General features: G+C 40.2%; 21 protein-coding genes and 2 tRNA genes. 13 read left to right on the forward strand and 10 right to left on the reverse strand.

From position 1 onward, the window contains the following. Window positions 1-442: 442 nt before the first annotated feature. From TSIB_RS10565 to TSIB_RS04295, 6 genes are all read left to right on the forward strand, one after another. The gene (locus tag TSIB_RS10565) at window positions 443-877 is read left to right on the forward strand and encodes a transposase (RefSeq protein ID WP_228359826.1); all 435 of its coding nucleotides are present in this window, start codon (window positions 443-445) and stop codon (window positions 875-877) included. 90 nt (window positions 878-967) lie between these two features. Continuing rightward, window positions 968-1,459 carry a transposase gene (locus tag TSIB_RS10570; protein WP_266105280.1) on the forward strand — a complete coding sequence of 164 codons (492 nt, stop codon included), beginning with the start codon at window positions 968-970 and terminating at the stop codon, window positions 1,457-1,459. An 80-nt stretch (window positions 1,460-1,539) separates the two neighbouring features. Further along, window positions 1,540-1,911 (forward strand): hypothetical protein, encoded by a 372-nt coding sequence (locus TSIB_RS04280; RefSeq protein ID WP_015849156.1) that lies wholly within the window; start codon window positions 1,540-1,542, stop codon window positions 1,909-1,911. A gap of 4 nt (window positions 1,912-1,915) precedes the next feature. Next, window positions 1,916-2,479, forward strand: a complete 564-nt coding sequence (gene udg / locus TSIB_RS04285; protein ID WP_048160831.1) for a type-4 uracil-DNA glycosylase — start codon at window positions 1,916-1,918, stop codon at window positions 2,477-2,479. Between the two features lie 332 nt (window positions 2,480-2,811). After that, the gene (locus TSIB_RS04290; RefSeq protein WP_015849158.1) at window positions 2,812-4,410 is read left to right on the forward strand and encodes a Na+/H+ antiporter NhaC family protein; all 1,599 of its coding nucleotides are present in this window, start codon (window positions 2,812-2,814) and stop codon (window positions 4,408-4,410) included. 70 nt (window positions 4,411-4,480) lie between these two features. Further along, window positions 4,481-5,545 carry a saccharopine dehydrogenase family protein gene (locus TSIB_RS04295; RefSeq protein ID WP_015849159.1) on the forward strand — a complete coding sequence of 355 codons (1,065 nt, stop codon included), beginning with the start codon at window positions 4,481-4,483 and terminating at the stop codon, window positions 5,543-5,545. Here TSIB_RS04295 and TSIB_RS04300 read toward each other — a convergent pair. Continuing rightward, window positions 5,530-6,321, reverse strand: a complete 792-nt coding sequence (locus tag TSIB_RS04300; RefSeq protein WP_015849160.1) for a dimethylarginine dimethylaminohydrolase family protein — start codon at window positions 6,319-6,321, stop codon at window positions 5,530-5,532. The two genes, TSIB_RS04295 and TSIB_RS04300, sit on opposite strands and share 16 nt — an antisense overlap. A gap of 108 nt (window positions 6,322-6,429) precedes the next feature. Here TSIB_RS04300 and TSIB_RS04305 point away from each other — a divergent pair, with 108 nt between their 5' ends. From TSIB_RS04305 to TSIB_RS04325, 5 genes are all read left to right on the forward strand, one after another. Beyond that, entirely contained in the window at window positions 6,430-7,344 is a 915-nt protein-coding gene (locus TSIB_RS04305; RefSeq protein WP_015849161.1) for a pantoate kinase, read from the forward strand. Further along, on the forward strand, window positions 7,341-7,574 hold the full coding sequence (locus TSIB_RS04310) for a hypothetical protein (RefSeq protein ID WP_148206162.1): 234 nt from the start codon (window positions 7,341-7,343) through the stop codon (window positions 7,572-7,574). The genes TSIB_RS04305 and TSIB_RS04310 overlap by 4 nt, the downstream gene beginning before the upstream one ends. Window positions 7,575-7,616: 42 nt before the next feature. Further along, complete coding sequence (locus tag TSIB_RS04315) at window positions 7,617-9,299, forward strand: ATP-dependent DNA ligase (protein ID WP_015849163.1); 1,683 nt, start codon at window positions 7,617-7,619, stop codon at window positions 9,297-9,299. 140 nt (window positions 9,300-9,439) lie between these two features. Further along, window positions 9,440-9,517: transfer RNA gene (locus TSIB_RS04320), tRNA-Ala, on the forward strand. Between the two features lie 13 nt (window positions 9,518-9,530). Continuing rightward, window positions 9,531-9,608, forward strand: a tRNA-Val gene (locus TSIB_RS04325). Window positions 9,609-9,890: 282 nt separating this feature from the next. Here the strand turns inward: TSIB_RS04325 and TSIB_RS04330 are convergent. From TSIB_RS04330 to serK, 9 genes are all read right to left on the reverse strand, one after another. Further along, window positions 9,891-10,466, reverse strand: coding sequence for a Holliday junction resolvase-like protein (locus TSIB_RS04330; RefSeq protein WP_015849164.1), 576 nt, complete (start codon window positions 10,464-10,466; stop codon window positions 9,891-9,893). A 170-nt stretch (window positions 10,467-10,636) separates the two neighbouring features. Beyond that, window positions 10,637-11,101 carry a type II toxin-antitoxin system VapC family toxin gene (locus TSIB_RS04335; RefSeq protein ID WP_015849165.1) on the reverse strand — a complete coding sequence of 155 codons (465 nt, stop codon included), beginning with the start codon at window positions 11,099-11,101 and terminating at the stop codon, window positions 10,637-10,639. Beyond that, window positions 11,088-11,285 carry an antitoxin AF2212-like protein gene (locus tag TSIB_RS04340; protein WP_048160298.1) on the reverse strand — a complete coding sequence of 66 codons (198 nt, stop codon included), beginning with the start codon at window positions 11,283-11,285 and terminating at the stop codon, window positions 11,088-11,090. Before TSIB_RS04340 ends, TSIB_RS04335 begins: the two co-directional genes overlap by 14 nt. Before the next feature lie 164 nt (window positions 11,286-11,449). After that, on the reverse strand, window positions 11,450-11,860 hold the full coding sequence (locus TSIB_RS04345; protein ID WP_015849167.1) for a hypothetical protein: 411 nt from the start codon (window positions 11,858-11,860) through the stop codon (window positions 11,450-11,452). Window positions 11,861-11,916: 56 nt separating this feature from the next. Continuing rightward, on the reverse strand, window positions 11,917-12,063 hold the full coding sequence (locus TSIB_RS10420; protein WP_015849168.1) for a hypothetical protein: 147 nt from the start codon (window positions 12,061-12,063) through the stop codon (window positions 11,917-11,919). Between the two features lie 379 nt (window positions 12,064-12,442). Continuing rightward, window positions 12,443-13,108 (reverse strand): HAD family hydrolase, encoded by a 666-nt coding sequence (locus TSIB_RS04355; RefSeq protein WP_048160300.1) that lies wholly within the window; start codon window positions 13,106-13,108, stop codon window positions 12,443-12,445. Between the two features lie 254 nt (window positions 13,109-13,362). Beyond that, window positions 13,363-14,328, reverse strand: coding sequence for a threonine/serine dehydratase (locus tag TSIB_RS04360; protein ID WP_015849170.1), 966 nt, complete (start codon window positions 14,326-14,328; stop codon window positions 13,363-13,365). Then, the gene (locus TSIB_RS04365) at window positions 14,329-15,456 is read right to left on the reverse strand and encodes an aminotransferase class I/II-fold pyridoxal phosphate-dependent enzyme (protein ID WP_048160301.1); all 1,128 of its coding nucleotides are present in this window, start codon (window positions 15,454-15,456) and stop codon (window positions 14,329-14,331) included. It lies immediately after the preceding gene. Between the two features lie 109 nt (window positions 15,457-15,565). Beyond that, window positions 15,566-16,297, reverse strand: a complete 732-nt coding sequence (serK, locus tag TSIB_RS04370) for an L-serine kinase SerK (protein WP_015849172.1) — start codon at window positions 16,295-16,297, stop codon at window positions 15,566-15,568. Between the two features lie 330 nt (window positions 16,298-16,627). Between serK and psmB the strand changes: the two genes are divergently transcribed. Together psmB and TSIB_RS04380 are read left to right on the forward strand one after the other, a co-directional pair. Next, window positions 16,628-17,251, forward strand: coding sequence for an archaeal proteasome endopeptidase complex subunit beta (gene psmB / locus TSIB_RS04375; RefSeq protein ID WP_015849173.1), 624 nt, complete (start codon window positions 16,628-16,630; stop codon window positions 17,249-17,251). Between the two features lie 18 nt (window positions 17,252-17,269). Next, window positions 17,270-19,216 carry a beta-CASP ribonuclease aCPSF1 gene (locus TSIB_RS04380; RefSeq protein WP_015849174.1) on the forward strand — a complete coding sequence of 649 codons (1,947 nt, stop codon included), beginning with the start codon at window positions 17,270-17,272 and terminating at the stop codon, window positions 19,214-19,216. Window positions 19,217-19,232 lie beyond the last annotated feature (16 nt).

Genomic DNA, 19,232 nt, shown 5'->3' on the forward strand with positions numbered 1-19,232 from the left:
AATTTAATTTCACAGGTGAACCAAGAGATTTCATCTCAGTCTTATTTATACCTAATCGTTAAGGTATTTATCCTCTTGGAAGATCCCTTCTGAAAGGGAGGGGATGCAACCACTCTAAGGCAATATCGAAAGATTTAAAAGTTTTTACTATTGGTGTATGTAATGAGTGGCACAAATGCACCTCACTCAAAAGAACCACTTGCGAGTGGGCAAGAAGACTTACAAGCTCCTCCGCATACTCACTCACCTATCTAAAGACTTGTATAACTTCACCCTATACGTGATTAAACAACACTACGAGTTGAACGGTTCATTCCTCCCATATGCCAAAGCTTATCACTTGGTCAAAAACAGTGAACCTATAAACTATTACCAAGTCAAGTGGCGCAGCAAACCATGAAAATTGTCGAGAGGAACTATCACTCCTTCTTCAGGCTTCTAAATGAGAGAAAAAAAAGGTAATTACAACAAGCCGATTCACCCACCAAAGTTTTTACCAAAAGATGGTCACTTTGTCCTAATCTTCCCGTACCAATCCTTCAGGGTGAAGGAGGATAAGGTTATTCTCACTCTCGGGCGAAACTTTGCGAAAAAATTTGGTGTAATGCACCTTGAAATCCCCCTCCCCAAGAACATTAAAGGGCACAGGATAAAGGAAGTCCGAATTTTACCAAAGTATAATGCCCTCTGGTTCGAGGTTGAGTACGTTTACGAAGTGCAATCAGAGAAGAAGGATTTAGACCATTCAAAGTATTTGGCTATTGATTTGGGCGTTGATAATTTCGCCACTTGTGTAGAAACCATCGGGACGGCCTTCATTATTGAAGGCCGGTGGTTGAAGAGTTTTAACCGGTGGTGGAATAAAGAGAAGGCCTAAATTCAAAGCCAATACGATAGGCAAGGAATAAAGTTTGGGAAGAAAATGGCTTTGCTTTTGAGGAAGAGGAAAAATGTAATGAATAATTTCATGAATCAAGCCGTGAATTACATTATCAAGTACTGTTTGGAGAATAAAATCGGGAACATCGTGATTGGAGAGTTGAAGGAGGCGAAGCAAAGGGTTTTCCTAGGCAAGGTGAATAATCAGAACTTCCAATTCATCCCCTATGGGCTCTTCAAGCAAAAATTAAAGGCAAAGTGTGAATATTATGGGATTAACTTCATTGAAGTTAATGAAGCCTATACTAGCAAGGTTGATGCTTTGGCCTTGGAACCACTAGAGAAGAAGGAGGAGTATTGGGGGAGGAGGGTCTGTAGGGGTTTGTATCAATCCTCCACTGGAGTTTTGGTTAATGCTGACGTGAATGGTGCTTTAAACATTTTGCGTAAGGTAGCCGGCGATTCCTCCATTAGGGGGATAGCCGGTAGTGGCCGTGTGAACCGGCCAGTGAGAGTGAGGTTACTGGCAACAGGATGCCGAATGAACTCTCACGAAACCCCATCCGTAAGGCCGGGGTAGTTCACATTTACTTCCTCATATGTATGGTCTATTGAAAAGTGTTAAAAATAGAGTCGTGCCACATAAACTGGTGGTGAAAAATGCCTGCAAGGGAAATGAGAATGGAAATGTTTCTTAAAGCTCTAATGCGTGGAGATTATACTAAGGCCAAATCTCACATTGATAAGCTTGAGAAGATAGTCGGCGATGATGAATGGGGAAGAGGATATAGTCGGGCTATAAATGGCTTTCTTTCAGCTTTAAAAGACAATGATACAGATTCCTTGATAGTTCAGCTTATAAAAGGCCCAAATAATGAAAATGCTCAACAACTCCTTGAAAGTTTTGAGGATATACTTCAGCATGAATTTAGGGATGATTATGAAAAAGGATACTATACTGCGTGGAAGGAGCTTTTAACAGCTTATCTCTCTCAAGAAAGGTTGGGTGTTAAAAGTGACAGGAAAAAGTGAGTCAATGAAGAGGCTTGAAGAGAGGATAATAAAATGCAGGAAGTGTCCTTTAGGAGAACTTAGAACAAATGCCGTTCCGGGGTCTGGGAGCTATGAGTCCAAGGTAATGTTTGTCGGGGAAGGTCCAGGATATTGGGAAGATCAGGAAGGTCTTCCATTTGTGGGTCGGGCTGGAAAAGTTCTAGATGAACTTCTGGAAAGTATTGGGTTGACGAGAGATAAGGTATATATTACAAATATTGTAAAATGTCGCCCCCCGAACAATAGGGACCCTACTGAAGAAGAAGTCAAAGCATGTTCACCATATTTAGACATGCAGATTGATTTAATCAGACCCAAGATCATAGTCCCTCTAGGAAGGCATTCGATGGCTTACATTCTCAGAAAATTTGGGTTTGATCCAGAACCCATAAGTAAAATTCATGGAAAAACATTTGAAGCAAGAACACTTTTTGGCAAAATTGTCATAATGCCAGTATATCATCCAGCAGTTGCTCTTTACAGGCCTCAACTTAAAGAAGAACTACAACAGGACTTTAAAAAGCTTAAAGACTTTTACAGGAATTAGAATAATTTTACAATGAATTTTGAAGTCTTTTTGTTGTTCTTTATATCTATCCTAATAAACTTTGAATTATCTTTTAAAATTAGTAAAAAATCTCAGGAAAACGTTTTTATGTAATAAGAGCGTTAGTGTATAATGTTAAACACAATGTGCTATATATCTGCAGTATAGCGCATAGATTTGCAGCAATCCACACATAAAAAATTTCGGTATTTAGGTACATCTTGGCAAAAAAATTCTAGCAATTGTAGCAAATACAAGAAAATTTCAGAAAAACTTATAAAAGGCTCTAAAAAGTTAGAGTCGCAAATGTATATGATGGAGGTGTTTAGGGAATGTCGGATTTCGGGATCTTATCGTTGTTGCCTCCTTTGGTAGCCATTGGATTAGCCGTATTAACAAAAAGAGTATTGTTTGCTTTGTTTATTGGTGTCTGGGTAGGCGCATTAATGGTAGTTGGAGGTAACCCAATTTCGGCCACTGTACAAACTTGGGACTGGATTATTGGAAATGCCCTTGATGATTGGAACCAGAAAATATTGCTGTATGACTTCATAATTGGTGCAGCGTTTGGATTGGTTTATAAGTCAGGAGCAGCTTCAGCATTTGCCCGAGCAATAACACGAAGAGTCAAAAGCAGTAGAGCAGCTTCTGTCCTTGGATGGGTATTAGGTGTTGCAATATTCTTTGATGACTATGGAAACACAGTCATAGTTGGAAACTCTATGAGGCCTATTACTGACAAAACAAGGGTCTCAAGAGAAATGCTTGCTTATATTGATGATTCAACTGCCGCCCCGGTAGCAACAATAGCTTTAGTCTCTTCGTGGATAGGTTATGAAGTGGGACTTATCCAGGATAGCTTTGACAGCTTAGGTATTGAAATAGGTTCTTATGCTGCTTGGCTCTCGGCATGGCCCTACAAGCTTTATTCAATATTGGCGATTGTAATGGTCCTATTGGTAGCTTATACGCATAGACACTATGGAGCTATGTTAAAAGCTGAATACAGAGCAAGAACAACAGGAAAAGTACTTAGGGACGGCGCACAGCCTATGATGGCAACTGAGAGTGACTTAGGAATCCCAATGGAAGGAGGCACTATCCATGCATTCATATGGCCAATTTTAGCCCTCATCCTAGTTTTCCTATATGGGATGTGGTACACAGGAGGAGGAAGCGAAGTATATGCTGCTGAAGGCATAAAGGGTGTTATGTCCAACGCAGATACAGCTTTAGCCCTTCTCTGGGCTGGTTTTGCAATGCTGGTCGTGGTAATGTTTATAATTCTAGTTAAGAAACAAATGAGTCTTGAGGACATAGAAAAAGGTATAGTACAAGGCATGAAACAAATGGTAATGGCTAATGCAATCTTATTACTTGCATGGAGCATTAAGAGTGCAACTGATGCCGTTGGTACGGCAGATTTTGTTGTAAATGCTGCAGTAGGTGGCGGTGTTCCAGGTGCAATAGTTCCTCTTATTATCTTCCTATCAGCAGCATTTGTGTCATTCACCACTGGAACATCTTGGGGAACTTTTGGTGTTATAATGCCAATGGCGATTCCTCTAGGATATACCCTTGGTGGAGGAGTAGGCCCGATCCTTTATGCCAGCATGGGAGCAGTACTTGCAGGAGGTATTTTCGGAGATCACTGCTCACCTATTAGTGATACAACAATTATGAGTTCAATGTTCTCAGGAAGCGACCACATAGACCACGTGAACACACAGTTACCCTATGCCGTGACTGTGGCTGCACTTTCCGCATTTTTATACATCTTGTTTGCTGTAGGACTAAGGAACGGCTTTGTATTGCTTGGCTTAGGAATTGTCTTGTTAATAGTAATCCACCGCGTGCTTAGTGCATGGTACGGAAAGAAACTAGGAATACCTAACGGAGAAGTACCAGTATATGTTTCTGAGGAAGCTTGATTTCATACTCTTCTTTTATTTTTACTTCAAACAATAAATTGGTATTAAAATTTATTTTGGAGGGACGAGCATGAAAATTTGTGTTTTAGGTGCTGGGGATGTTGGTAGATTAATAGCATACGACTTGAGTAAAGATTACGAAGTCTCTATCGCTGACAAAAGCAAAGAACGCCTAAAATTGGCCGAGAATTTTGCGACAACTTATGAGCTGGATGCCTCAAAATTTGAAGATCTAGTTGAATTCATGAAGAAGTTTGACCTCATTGTTGGGGCTCTGCCCGGAAGATTCGGATTTTCTACACTAAAAGCCGCAATAAAAGCAAGGAGAGACATTGTAGATGTCTCTTTCATGCCGGAAGATCCATTAGAGTTGGATGACCAAGCCAAAGAAGCTGGAATTAGAATGGTTGTGGATGCAGGGTTTGCTCCAGGCCTTAGCAACATTTTAATGGGCCACATACAAGCGGTTCTTGGAAAGCTTGATGAAGGAGTTATAAACGTAGGAGGACTCCCAAAAAATCCCCAGCCACCTCTTTATTATAAAGTTGTGTTTTCTCCATATGATTTAATAGAAGAATATACGCGTCCTGCTAGGATTATAAGAAATGGCCGTCTTGTAAGGGTGGATCCATTGGAAGATATTAAACAATTGAAGATCAGAGATTTCGAGTTTGAAAGCTTTGTTAGTGATGGGCTGCGAACCCTTTTAGCCACAATTGAAGCAGAAAATCTATACGAGAACACACTCCGGTGGAAAGGCCACTTAGAAAAGATGAAAGTACTGAAGGAACTCGGCTTTTTCAATCCAGAAAATATTGAATTCACAATGAAAGTTATCCTGCCATTAATGCAGTTTGAAAGTGACGACTTTTCAATAATGGAGGTTTATGGAAAGAGTGGAGAACAGGAGATGAGGTACTTCATGTACGATGAGGCCCAAGGAGGTTTTACCTCAATGGCAAGAAGCACAGGATATATAACAGCAATAACAGCACGTCTAGTGTTGAAGTACGAATTCGAACCGGGGGTAATTCCACCAGAACTCTTTGGGATGGAAGACGACCTTTTTGATGAAATAATAAAAGAGGTCAAAAAGAGAAATATAGTCTTGGAAGAGTATCACAAGGGCTTATAGAACGGCAGATTTAGGCAAGTTACGCCACCATCTCCCTTCCAGAACTCGGAAACGTTAGCTAACACTGGTTTGAAGCCTTCTCTTCTTAATTTTTCTTCGGTTTTTGGATAACCTTCTGGCAACAGTACTTTCTTTTCTCCCAAATATAACATATTGTTCGCATAAAGTTCATCCTCGGGGATTGTTATGAACTTGAATCCCTTGAAATACTCAGTGTCAACTACATGAGGGGAGATGGCAACTGTTTTATTCCCCAGATAATTTATCCCAGAGAGTAAGTGGAAGATTTTTGATATTGGAACACCTACAACTTTCACGTTGGGAAAGAACTGGGCCAGTTGCTTTATGCCCTCAGTGTTGGTTCTTTGAGAGAGGCCTACAAAAACAATACCTTGATCTGTTACTAGGACATCTCCACCTTCAATTGTTCCAGGTTCTTTAATGTGCTTTATCTCAAAACCCTCTTTTTTCAGAACTTCTTTAATACTTTCCTCTTCTCCTCTTCTGCTAGGCTCTCCAAACCTGCTAAGCACTGCGAGGTTTGAGTTAACCCCAACTATAGCAGTATCTTGAACAAAAACACTATCAGGATGGTTTTCAAGTGGTTCGAGTTCAATAACTTCAATCCCATTTTCTTTAAGAATCTTTACGTACTCCTTATGCTGCTTTTTGGCCAAGTTGACATCTATACTTCTGTGCTCAGGATTTGTGGAAACACAGCTTTTGTAGTTTTCTCCGGGACGCCTTACTATAACAGTATCAAAAAGTCTGTCCAATTATTTTCACCCTCTTTTATTAGATTCCCTGTTTTAAAATATTTTCTGCTTTTTTAAGGGCTCACATTTAAAAACATGAGATGCAAGTGTTTAGAAGGAGGTGGATAAATGCTGATAAGAGCATTCGTTCCAGCCCACATTACTGCATTCTTTGTTCCTGTATTCAATGAGAATCCTCTTTTAGCTGGCTCTATTGGGGCAGGTATTAATCTGGAAAAAGGTACAAATATTTTTGTAACCACAGAAAACGGACCAGAGCGACATATCCATATCGCCTTTAATGGAGAACCTGTGGAGAGAAATAATGCCATAATAAGTTATTCAGTTGCCGAAAAAATGATACCTAAAGACTTTTCTGGAGAAATTGAAGTTTGGCAGTACTTTGATTTTCCAAATGGTTATGGATTTGGAAACAGTGCTGCTGGAGCTTTAGGGACGGCCCTTGCATTGGCTTTTAATTTTAAAGAAAAGACCTTTCTACAGGCCTCTCAAGTAGCTCATAAGTATGAAGTGCTTTATAAGGGTGGCCTTGGGGATGTCATAGCCCAGTTTTATGGAGGTATAGAACTCAGAATCAAACCCGGAGCTCCAGGAATTGGAGTCGTGGACAACATATTTTTTGAGGGTTACAAAGTTCTCACACTGCCTCTGGGAAGGATCTCAACAAAAGAAGTGCTTGATAGTGATGTCATTAAACTAATTGAAGAGGAAGGCAAAAGATCCTTGGAAGAAGTATTGAAGTATCCAAGAGTTGAGGTTTTAATGAAGGCCGCTAGAGCATTTTCCGAGAGAACAGGGTTGCTCACTGGAGAATTGCTGGAAATTGCCATAGAACTTGACAAAGATTTGAGATTGCCTTCCTCAATGGTAATGCTTGGTAAAAGCCTCTTTGCTCTTTTAAGAGAAGATGAGATAGAAAAGATAAAAGCAACGCTGACGGATCTCACTATAGAAAGGTACCACATTTGTGAGGTTTATACTCAAAGGCCGAGTGTTGAAAGATGGATGGGGGGAAGTTTATGAACACTCTTTATCTTGCACTCACAATTGTTGGCTTGTTCATTACAATATTTTTGAACAAAAGTGGTCGAAGAGAAATTGGTCTTATAGCGGCCGGGTTTACTGGAGGCTTTGCTTTTTTGGTTGCTTTTGAGGACAGTGGTTATCCTGTTCCACTAATATTCGTTGGGGGCTTCATAGCCACGGTATTCTTTGAATACATAAGGTTTAAGCCAAGACTTAAGGAGGATTAACCTTTTTATCTTTTAATGCACTAGTTCAATTTGGTGGTATGAATGCTTTATAAGGAACTGGTTGAATTATATAAAAGACTTGAAAAAACTACACTTAAAACTCTTAAAACAAAGTTTGTATCTGATTTCTTGAAGTCAGTCGAAAAACCTGAACTTCTGGAGGTAATCCCTTATCTGATTCTTGGGAAGGTTTTTCCAGACTGGGATGAAAGAGAGCTTGGCATTGGTGAAAAACTTCTAATAAAGGCCGTGTCTATGGCCACTGGAATAAACAGTGAGGAGATTGAAAACTCGGTAAGAGACACGGGAGATTTAGGAGAGAGCATTGCTCTTGCCTTGAATAAGAGAAAACAAAAAAGTTTCTTCTCTCAACCACTTACAATAGAAAGGGTTTACAATACCCTTGTTAAAATAGCCGAAGCTTCGGGAGCAGGAAGTCAAGACAGAAAGCTCAAGTATCTTGCCAATCTTTTCATGGATGCCTCCCCTGATGAGGGTAAATATCTTGCAAGAACAGTTCTTGGGATAATGAGAACAGGAGTTGCTGAAGGTCTTTTGAGGGATGCCTTGGCAGATGCATTTAAAGTAAGAGTAGAGCTTGTTGAGAGAGCTTACATGCTTACAAGTGATTTTGGTTTTGTAGCCAAGGTTGCAAAGCTTGAGGGTGATGAAGGGTTGGCCAAAGTGAAGATACAGGTGGGGAAACCAATAAAACCCATGCTGGCTCAAATGGCTGCAAACGTTAGAGAGGCCCTGGTGGAGATGGGCGGAGAGGCAGAATTTGAGATTAAATACGATGGTGCCAGAGTTCAGGTGCACAAAAATGGAAATAAAGTTCTCATTTATTCAAGGCGTCTTGAAAACGTTACTAAGTCAATCCCGGAAGTTGTTGAAAGAGTGAAAGAAGCTCTAAAACCTGAAAAAGTTATAGTAGAAGGCGAACTGGTTGCGGTTGAAGAAACTGGCCGACCCCGACCCTTCCAGTATGTTCTTAGAAGGTTCAGGAGGAAATACAATATAGAGGAAATGATAGAAAAAATACCTCTCGAGCTTAATCTTTTTGATATTCTTTACGTGGATGGTCAAAATATGATAGATACTCCATTTATGGAGCGGAGGAAGGTTCTTGAGAGTGTTGTAAATTCAAACGAATGGATAAAATCTGCAGAGAATCTCATAACAAAGAGTCCAGAAGAAGCAGAAGCTTTTTATCACAAGGCCTTAGATTTGGGCCATGAAGGTCTTATGGCCAAAAGATTGGACTCAACCTATGAACCAGGGAACAGAGGAAAGAAATGGCTTAAAATTAAACCTACAATGGAGAACCTGGATCTGGTCGTACTTGGTGCAGAATGGGGAGAGGGCAGAAGAAGCGGCGTTCTTAGTTCGTTCCTTCTTGGGGCATATGATCCGGTGAAAGGTGATTTTGTCCCAGTAGGTAAAGTAGGGAGTGGATTTACTGATGAAGATTTGGTAGAATTTACGAAAATGCTTAAGCCGCTCATAAAGAAGGAGCATGGCAAGGAAGTGGAATTAGAACCCAAAGTAGTTATAGAAGTGGCCTATCAAGAAATCCAGAAGAGTCCAAAGTATGAGAGTGGCTTTGCCCTTAGATTCCCGAGATATATAGCACTTAGAGAGGATAAAGGGCCAGAAGATGCTGATACAGTTCAAAGGCTTGCTGAACTCTATCAATTCCAGGAGAGGTTAAAAGGCGGTAGGTGAGAGGAACCCTACAATTTAGAATAAACTCTTCTTTCTCTGTTTTTACATTTGTCAACAAAAGCTTAAATGGAGTTGGAAAATACCCACGATAATTACCGAAAGCTTTATAAAGTAGCTAGAACCCCTATATTTTGGCGTGTGGGCCGGTAGCTCAGTTTGGGATGAGCGCTGCCTTGGCAAGGCAGAGGCCCCGGGTTCAAATCCCGGCCGGTCCACCAAAACTTTTCGGGCGGGCCCGTGGTCTAGACTGGTTATGACGTCACCCTGACAAGGTGGAGGTCCGGGGTTCGAATCCCCGCGGGCCCACCAAAAAGAATTTCTCCCGCACAAAATTCTTCTTTTGAAAACTCCAGTTCTGAAATATCACCGTTGTCTTTCAAACCCTCTTTCCTGTCATTAATCTTTCGTGAATTATCACTGGGTTGTACAACTGGTTGTACAACTCGGCTCTCTTCATCCACATGGATCACTAAAGCCTTCCTTCCATCAACAACCTTAAACTCGATTTCGACTTCCCTGCCTATCAACCACTCGTACTCTCTGGGTAATCTTTAAAACCGAATATCTAAACCTATCCCTGCTTTTGCTACCCTAACTCTCCTTTTCATACGAATCAGCTTCTACTGGTATATCTATATTTATCTCTGCCATACTTGGTTTGTAGTGAATCTTTTCCCAAGAGACCTCTCTTTTCTCTACTACGACTTTCACTTGCTTCTCTCTACTCGTTAAGCCTCCGGTTTTCCCCGTTTTCACTTCAACAAAAACGATCCTTTTAATGTCTCCATCAGTCATGCCATCAAACACTATAAAATCAACCGGCGTTCCAATGAATCTTACATCCTTAGGGTTATACTTAAAGTCTGGAAAATACGGTATCAAGTGCTCTGTAACTTGACCCATTATAACCGCCTTGCTTTTTTTAATTGCATCTTCCCTAATTCTCTTTTCCTCCTCCAACTTCCACTTTTTGAATTCTGACTCGTAATTCTTCCTAATGCCTTCTTCTAAAACACGCTTTTGAGTCTCTAACTCCTTGCTCCTCCATTCTTCAAAAAGTTCTCGTGCTTTCCTCTCCATTTGTCCTTTTAGTTCAGAGTATTTGTACCATAATATAAACACTAAAACAATCAAAACTCCAACTATAATCCACACCATTTCAGGCATTTTCCAACCCCCTTTGCGGTTAAATATCAAAAAATAAAGACCAAAACTTCTTCAAACTTGTAGCCTTTTTATTACTCATCTACGCCACCAGTCTAACTTAACTGGTATTTATCATTGCCCTTTACCTAAAAGAAATATTTAGCATTTTTGTAATCATGATTCCAAATTTATTATGGAGAATCAATAACTTCAAGGAAGTCAACTTTCCTAAAATCCTCATCAAAAGTTGCTATCTTCTTTATCCCAAAGTGTTTACATGTAGCGGCTATTATCGCGTCGTTGGTCAAAAGGGCGTATTCCTCTCCAATTTTTGCAGATAACTCAAGTATTTCCCAGTTGACTTCGACAACCTTTAAAAGTTCATTTTTTATTAGTAGTGCAATTGACTCTTTAACCTTCCCATAAGTCCAAGCATATTTGTCTAAATGCTTTTTTAGATCATGAACTCCCTTTAATCCATCCTTAAGGGCCAGAGTAAACATAACTTTATACGCTGTTTCAGAGAAAACTATGGGATTTATAATTAGGATGCATCCCCTTTCTATGAGGGATTTCACAAGTTCTTTTGCTTTCTCGTCTCCGAGATTTAAGCCAACCAGCACAGAAGAATCAATAAAAACCTCAGAGGGACTCATAATAAGCCTCCTTGAGCTTTTTGTAATCGATATTCTCAATCTTCTCAATAACCATTGAGTTGAGAAGTTTATCAAGCTCCTCCTCGTCTATTATCTTGATGATGACTTTTGAGTGCTCTTTGAGCTTCAATTTTTTCAGGGGCTTTAACACCCCATTCTCATAAACGGCCTCAATAACCTGCATAACTCTCACCATAAGAAATTTTATTTTTGAAGAATTTAAGGTTTTGGTGTTGGTTTTTGAATCATATATTAACAAGGGAAGCAAAAGGTGGGAGATGTGTTAATGGATCAATAGAGGGGAAAAATTATAGAGAATTGATGTTAGGGATGTAATGATCTCTAAATTCACCATAGGAATGTCTTTGCCACTATTGTCCCTAAAATTGTAGCTAATGCGGAAGCAAGAACATAAACAAGAATCTTGCATGTTGTAACGGCTTTTTGGAGTTCTTTGCAACTAATTTTCATTTCATAGAGTTTATACTTGTCTGCTGCTAGTTGTAATATTGTCTCGAGTCGTAAATCAAGGGCATCAAGTTCTTTCATTTTTTTGAAGGATGTACTACACATAAATGATGGCACGTTTTTTATGTCAATTTCGGCTTTCATCCTGAGCTCGAGGTATTTATCTTTAATCTGTCTAATACTTGAAGGACTTAGGCCTGTCTCGGATTCACTGACTTTTCTCTCTATATACTCCACGAACTCTGCTATTTCTTGGAGTTCAATAGGAGTTTTAAGAGGATCTTTACTCAACTTTCACCCTCCTTCTTCCCGTTAGCAAATCTTTCATCAGCCCACGCTTAACGCGTTCAAGCAAGAGATGTATTTTTAGCAAACTCGATAATTACTTTTTCTTTTGAAAGCCTCGCCCTTAAGGGCGGGAAGGAGATCAGTTCCTTAAGCTTTCCCCTAATTGTTTGTCTTGCTAGGTTTCCAATTCTATGAGCTGCCGCCACATGAGAACTAGAAGGTCCTCTCATAATCGGCCCGATTACATCATTAGATATACTTGAGGCAACTTTGCCATCTGCTTCGCCTCTTCTAATCTTTATTTACAGAAGTATAGGGGGTTTCTCGTTAAATAGATTTAGCATGAAATGTGGCCCGCCCGTAACGACCGCTCTCATTGAAGCCATAAGGCACTCTCAAGCGGCTTAACCCAGGCGGGCCAGAATAGTGTACTCGGCCAGGGTTTCCCACGGTCATTGCGCTCCGTAACGCGGAAGGCCCTTCCGTGGGGACCTCGCTATGGCCGAGCTGTTGCCCCCGCATCGCCCCCACCTTCATTATTTGGGCGGGTCCTCGCGCAGGGGCATTATAAATTAGGGTGTTCCTTTATAAATCCTTATCTATTAGCGAACGTACCAATTGGACGAGCTCGTTCAAATTTTCTACATAGTAATCAGCACCCTCTATCTTTCCAAATCTCATTACCTGCACGGCCTTAGCTCCAGCTCCATGGGCGGCCAAAATATCTGAAAGCGAATCGCCTACTACAAGGGCCTCTTTGGGGGAAACTTCTAGTGCTTTGAGGGATTTTTTGATTAAATATGGGTTAGGTTTAGCACCATCTAAATACTTGTAGTCCTTCCCAAGAACAACATCAAAATACCTTTTTAGGCCAAAAAGGTTTAATACAAATTCTGTGCAGTCTTGAGAGGCATTACTCACCGCTGCCATTTTTAAGCCCATCTCTTTGAAAGTCTTTAAGACATCAACATCCAGAAAAGCCTTTATTAAACCCTGCTCCGCGGCCCACTTTCTGTATTTAAGTTTCGCCCTGTCTATGGCTTTCCAGAATTCCACATGATCTACACCGAGGTTCTCGACCCAACTTCGTGGCAGTTTTCCCTTTACCATCTTTTTGTATGTTTCAAAATCTACGTTGGCCTCAAGATTTTTTATCTCCCTTTTAGCCCACTTTTCAAACCATTCCTTACCATCATAGCTCTCATAATACACGAGGGTCTCATCAACATCAAAGATTAGAGCTTTTATCATCTTATCCTCCCTCAAAGGATTTAATCCAATCTCCTCACTAGCCGGACCACATGATCATTACCGGCTATCTCCGTAACAGACGAATCACCGGTTACTTTGCACTTAGTCCATTACGAACCTTCCAGCCGTTGGGCTGTTCCAAATTGTTATTATGCTGTATTTTGAGATATTTAAATCTTCCTCACTAGCTTTCCCTCACGTATCCTCCACTTTCACAAGGAGTCTTGCGAGCAACAAAAAGATAAAGAAGAAAATTAACCAAACGCCTTTAAAATTTTTCTAAGTCTGTCCAAACTTATCCTGCATCCACTGAGTATAAGAACAACATTCTTGCCCTTAAATCTTGGGGCCTCCTTTAAATAGGCCGCTACTGAAAGCGCAGCTGCCCCTTCAATTAACATGTGATGTTTTTCCAGCATTAAGAGAATGGACTCTGCAATCTCTTCCTCGGAGAGTAAGATAAAGTCATCCACATACTTTCTGCATAGTTCAAAAGTTATAGAATCTTTTTCAATTCCTCCGGCAGTCCCATCCGCTAGCGTTGGTTTCGACTCTAGCTCAAGAATTTTCCCCGCCTTTATTGAGTAATACATTACAGCAGAGTTCTCCGGTTGAACTCCTATTATTTCCACATCTTTCATTTTCTCCTTCAGGTATCCTGCGATTCCTGAGATTAGGCCTCCCCCACCTACCGGAACCAAAACGGCATCAATTTTCCCAAGCTGCTTTTCAAGTTCGACCCCTATGGTTCCCTGTCCTCCTATGACTTTTGGATCGTTGTAGGGAGGCACGTATATCATCTCTTGTTCTTCGGCGAAATTTCTGGCAAAAATCTCTGTCTTGACAGTATCATTTCCATAAAATCTAAGCTCTACATTATACTGTTTTATATCTTGAATTTTTGCTGGGGAAGCATTTTCAGGTAAGAATACAATTCCATTGAGGTTAAGGAAGTTGCTGGCATAGGCAAATGCGGCCCCGTGATTCCCACTGGATGCAGTTACTATCCCTCTTTTCTTCTCTTCTTCACTTAGTGAGAGTAGCTTGTTAAACACGCCTCGAATTTTAAAAGATCCGGTTAGTTGAAAGTTCTCCAATTTTAGGTAGACATTAGCATTTCCTTTTTGACTTAAAAAGGGAGAATAGTCCAGAGGAGTTTCTCGAATGTAGTCTCTAATTCTCATTTCTGCATCTAAAACTTCCTTGACAATCTTAATCATTTAATTCTGCCTCCATGAGTCTAAAAACTCTTTAAAGCGTTTTAGTCCTTCTATCATAACATCAACAGGATTTCCATATCCTATTCTAAGATGATTTTCGATGCCAAAGCAAGATCCGGGGACAAGGAAGGTACTCTTCTCTTTTATGAGCCTTATGGCAAGTTCTTCTGATGGGATTTCAAGGTTATACCTCAAAAAAGCAACGGTTCCTGCTTTTGGAGGAACCCAATCCACCAATGGTTCCTCTTTGATCCATTCTTCAAGGAGTTTAAAGTTTTTGCGAAGTATCTTCAAGTTGCGCTCGTATATTTTCTCTGCATGTTCAATTGCAAGTGCAGCAAGCTTTTCTATGAGTAAGCTAATACTAATTGTTGTATAGTCCCTATGAAGAGTTAATTCCTTAGCAACCTCCTCGCTTGAAGTTGCTATCCATCCGAGGCGTAGACCTGTTAGAGACAATGGCTTTGAGAAAGAGTTCGTTGCTATTGCTCTATCTGAGATATCAACTATCGAGGGGACCCAATCTTCTGGGTTTATATAAAGTCCTCTATACGATTCATCGTTTAAAACGTAGGCGTTTGCATCTTCAGCGATCTCAGTAATTCCTCTCAGCATTTTTTCATCTAAAAGTGCACCTGTGGGATTATTAGGGCTGTTTACTACTATTAGTTTTGTTTTCTTATCTACCAGTTCATTGAGCTCATCAAGGTCAGGCATCCAGTTATTCTCTTCATGGAGATGCCAAAGCTTTATCTTAGCTCCAAAGGATTCGGGAACACTGTAAAGCTGTTGGTATGTGGGGAAAATCGAGATAACAGTATCTCCGGATTCAACTAAGCTATAAAAAACCTGGAAGTTTGCATCTATTGCCCCATGGGTTGTGAATATGGTATCTGGCTTTACGTTCTTGTAAAATCCGCTTAAACCTTTTTTCAGTTCTGGAAGTCCTTCAACATATCCGTACGTGAGTTGCAAGTCTTTGATTTTTTCAAGAAAATCTGGTTCCCCAACAAATTCTAGGAACTCCCCAAGGGTGAATGGCTTTACACAGGTTTCAGCTATATTTAATTCGACATTATGTTCGTACTCTCCCATAAATCGCTCGACGAGAAATGGTTTCACTTTCACAAATTTCACCCAAGCGGTATTTTTAGACTAAAATATATAAAAGTTGCTTGAAGTACACAATCAAAAGGATTTAGAGTAGAGTGAAACAAAAAAGGGAGATAGAATAAAACTAAAACAGATCTTCAAGTTTTACATCAATCTTATCTGGGATAAATGGCAACACATGTCTTGTGGTTTTTGGAGAGTATACCTCTCCTCTTTTTACAAGTTCCATAACCTCTTCTTTGCTTGGAGCCTTTCTTATGAAGACGTAGTCAATTTCCCCTTTCTCCATGTCTTCTCTTGCATCTTCTTTAAGGCCGTAATAAATGAGTTCAATTTCTCCTTCGACACTCATCTCGTCCAAGACTTTACTAACCTTTTTCTGTTCATTAAGGGCTCCAGGGATCGTAAAAGTCTTCTCTTTACCAACTAAAGCAAAGGCAATTTCTCCTCTCTCGGCTTTCTCTTCAGCTTCTTTATCTTCAAGCACTTCAAGCCCCTCTGCTTTTAATCTTTCAATGACCTTGTTAAGATCGCCCTTGAAAGCCGGGTACCAAGTATAAACTTTGACATCATCACTAAAGTAGTCAAGAATTACTGAAGGAGCCTTCTTAGCACCAAGTTTTTCTAACCCAGCCCATCTGTGGTGACCATCCACTATTAGGTACATGTCTTCTCCGGGAACTTTGGCTAGGAGCATTGGCTTCCAGAAAACACCGGATCCTGTTACACTCTCAATAAATGCTTCAAGCTCTTTTTGGACAAGTTGCTCGTGAGGTTTCATTTTATCGAGTTCAATAAAAACATATTCAACTTTTTTCGTTGGAATGTTGTATTTTGGAACCTTCTCGACACCCATTCTTCATACCCCCTAAGATTACATTATTGGAAAACATTTCATGAAATAAAAGCTTTTCTTATATCCGGAGACGTGTCATTTCATGTAGTGATGAAGGTAAGCTTAGTTGATCTCTCTGCTGCCCTAAAGCTAGGAATTTGTGAGTATAATTGCTTGTTCTTAGTTTTTACCACCCCTTCTGAAATCTCGCCCTTTAGGGTGGGGTAGGTCACATCTCAAACTTTAGAGGGGAAAAGCTAACATTTTTGCGAAAACTTTAAATACTACCGCAATAAAAGCCCAACTGTAGCAGTTGTTTCTATTCTCAAGCTAAGAAAATATTCCTAAGGGGTGTGGGCTTTGGACAAAATTAAAGGGACAACAACAGTAGGCATTGTTTGTAAGGATGGAGTAGTCTTAACTGCAGACAGGAGAGCTTCATTGGGTAATATGGTCATTTCAAAAGGAGTTACTAAAATATTCCAGGTGGATGACCACTTGGCATTGGCAGGAGCAGGAGCAGTAGGTGACATATTGAGCCTTGTTAGAGCACTCAGAGCAGAATCAAAGTTGTACAGAGCGAAAGTCGGTAAGGAAATGAGCACAAAAGCATTGGCAACTCTAACTTCAAACATTCTAAGTGGTAGGAAGTACCTTCCATATTTTGGTTGGTTCTTAATCGGGGGTTATGATGAAAAGCCGAGTCTTTATTCAATTGACATGGCTGGAGGAATTACCGAAGATAAGTATGTTTCTGCAGGTTCGGGTATGGAGTTTGCATACTCTATTTTAGACAATGAATATAGTGAAAAAATTACTCTGAATAACGGGGTTAAGCTTGCAATAAAAGCCATAAACGCTGCTATAAAAAGAGATGTTTTTACTGGAGATGGGATAATGGTGGTTACCATAGACAGAGAGGGTTACAGAGAGCTTTCTAAAGAAGAAGTGGAGAAACTCCTCAAAAAGCTTTAGTTCTGAGAGGTGATTAGCGTGATAAAGAGAGAAACGAACGTTGAAGAGATCTTAAAGGAAATTAGAGAGATCATAAATCAGATGGTACCTAGAGAAGCTAAGATAAGTGATGTTGAATTTGAAGGCCCTGAACTTGTTATTTATGTTAAGAATCCTGAAGTTGTAATGCAAGATGGGGAGCTTATAAAAAATCTTGCTAAAGTTTTAAAGAAGAGGATTAGTGTCAGGCCGGATCCTGACGTTCTTTTGGATCCTGAGAAGGCTGAAGAGCTAATTAAAGAACTAGTGCCTTCTGAGGCTGAGATCACTAATATAAGTTTTGATCCTTCTGTTGGAGAAGTCATAATTGAGGCCAAAAAACCAGGGCTTGTTATTGGAAAAAATGGTGAGACTCTCAGAGAAATTACACAGAAAGTTTATTGGGCCCCTAAAGTTATTAGGACACCCCCATTACAATCCCAGACCATATACTCCATTAGAGGGATTCTTCAATCAGAAAGCAAAGATAGGAGAAAGTTCCTGCGGCAAGTTGGAAGAAACATATACAGAAAGCCGGAGCTTAAAAGTGACTGGATAAGGATAACAGCTCTTGGAGGATTTAGAGAAGTTGGTAGAAGTGCGCTACTCCTTCAAACAAATGAGAGTTTTGTGCTGGTTGACTTTGGAGTCAATGTAGCTGAGCTTAATGACCCTAAAAAGGGCCTGCCACACTTTGAAGCTCCAGAATTCACCTATGTTCTCAAAGAAAGACTTTTGGATGCAATAATAGTCACTCACGCCCACTTGGACCACTCCGGATTGTTGCCATATTTGTTTAGATACAATCTATTTGATGGGCCTATTTATACTACCCCTCCCACGAGGGACCTCATGATTCTTCTTCAAAAAGACTTTATTGAAATTCAGCAAAGTAATGGGGTTGAACCTCTCTACAGGATGAAAGACATTAAGGAGGTTGTCAAACACACCATTGCTTTGGATTATGGAGAAGTTAGGGACATCTCTCCAGATCTCAGACTTACTCTACACAACGCAGGTCACGTCCTTGGGTCTGCAATAGCCCATCTACACGTTGGAAATGGGCTCCACAATATAGCTGTTACTGGAGATTTTAAATTCGCCCCTACACGTTTATTTGAGCCTGCAAATTCAAAGTTCCCCAGACTTGAAACCCTTATCATGGAGTCTACGTATGGTGGTAGTAGAGATTACCAAATGCCCAGAGAAGAAGCAGAAAAGAAGCTCATTGAAACCATCATGCACACAATAAAGAGAAAAGGGAAGGTCTTAATACCTGCCATGGCAGTGGGAAGATCTCAAGAGATTATGATAGCTTTAGAGGATTATGCCAGAGTGGGAGGGTTTGAAGTCCCAATTTACCTAGATGGAATGATTTGGGAGGCCACGGCTATTCACACAGCATATCCAGAGTACTTAAGCAAAAACCTAAGGAACCAGATATTCCATGAGGGTTATAATCCATTCCTAAATGAAATATTCAAACCAGTGGCAAATGCTAACGAAAGAAAAGACATTATAGAAAGTGAAGAACCGGCTATAATTATAGCCTCATCTGGCATGCTTGTAGGAGGGCCAAGTGTTGAGTATTTCAAGCATTTAGCACCTGACCCGAGAAATTCCCTCGTTTTCGTAAGCTACCAGGCCGAGGGTACACTAGGTAGACAAGTTCAGAGAGGTCTTAGAGAGATTCCAATGATTGGAGAAGGAGGAAAAACTGAAGCTATTCAAATAAACATGGAGATTCATACAATAGATGGATTTTCAGGTCACGCTGATAGAAGAGAATTGATGAATTATATTTCAAGAGTAAGACCAAGGCCAGAGAGAGTAATCACTGTACACGGTGAACCTCAGAAATGTTTGGATTTGGCTTCTAGTATTCACAAGAAATTTGGCATTTCTACAAGGGCTCCAAACAATTTGGACGCAATTAGACTTAAGTAATTTTCTTCTAATTTTC

Origin of the sequence: Thermococcus sibiricus MM 739 (assembly GCF_000022545.1) — an archaeon.
GTDB lineage: Archaea > Methanobacteriota_B > Thermococci > Thermococcales > Thermococcaceae > Thermococcus_A > Thermococcus_A sibiricus.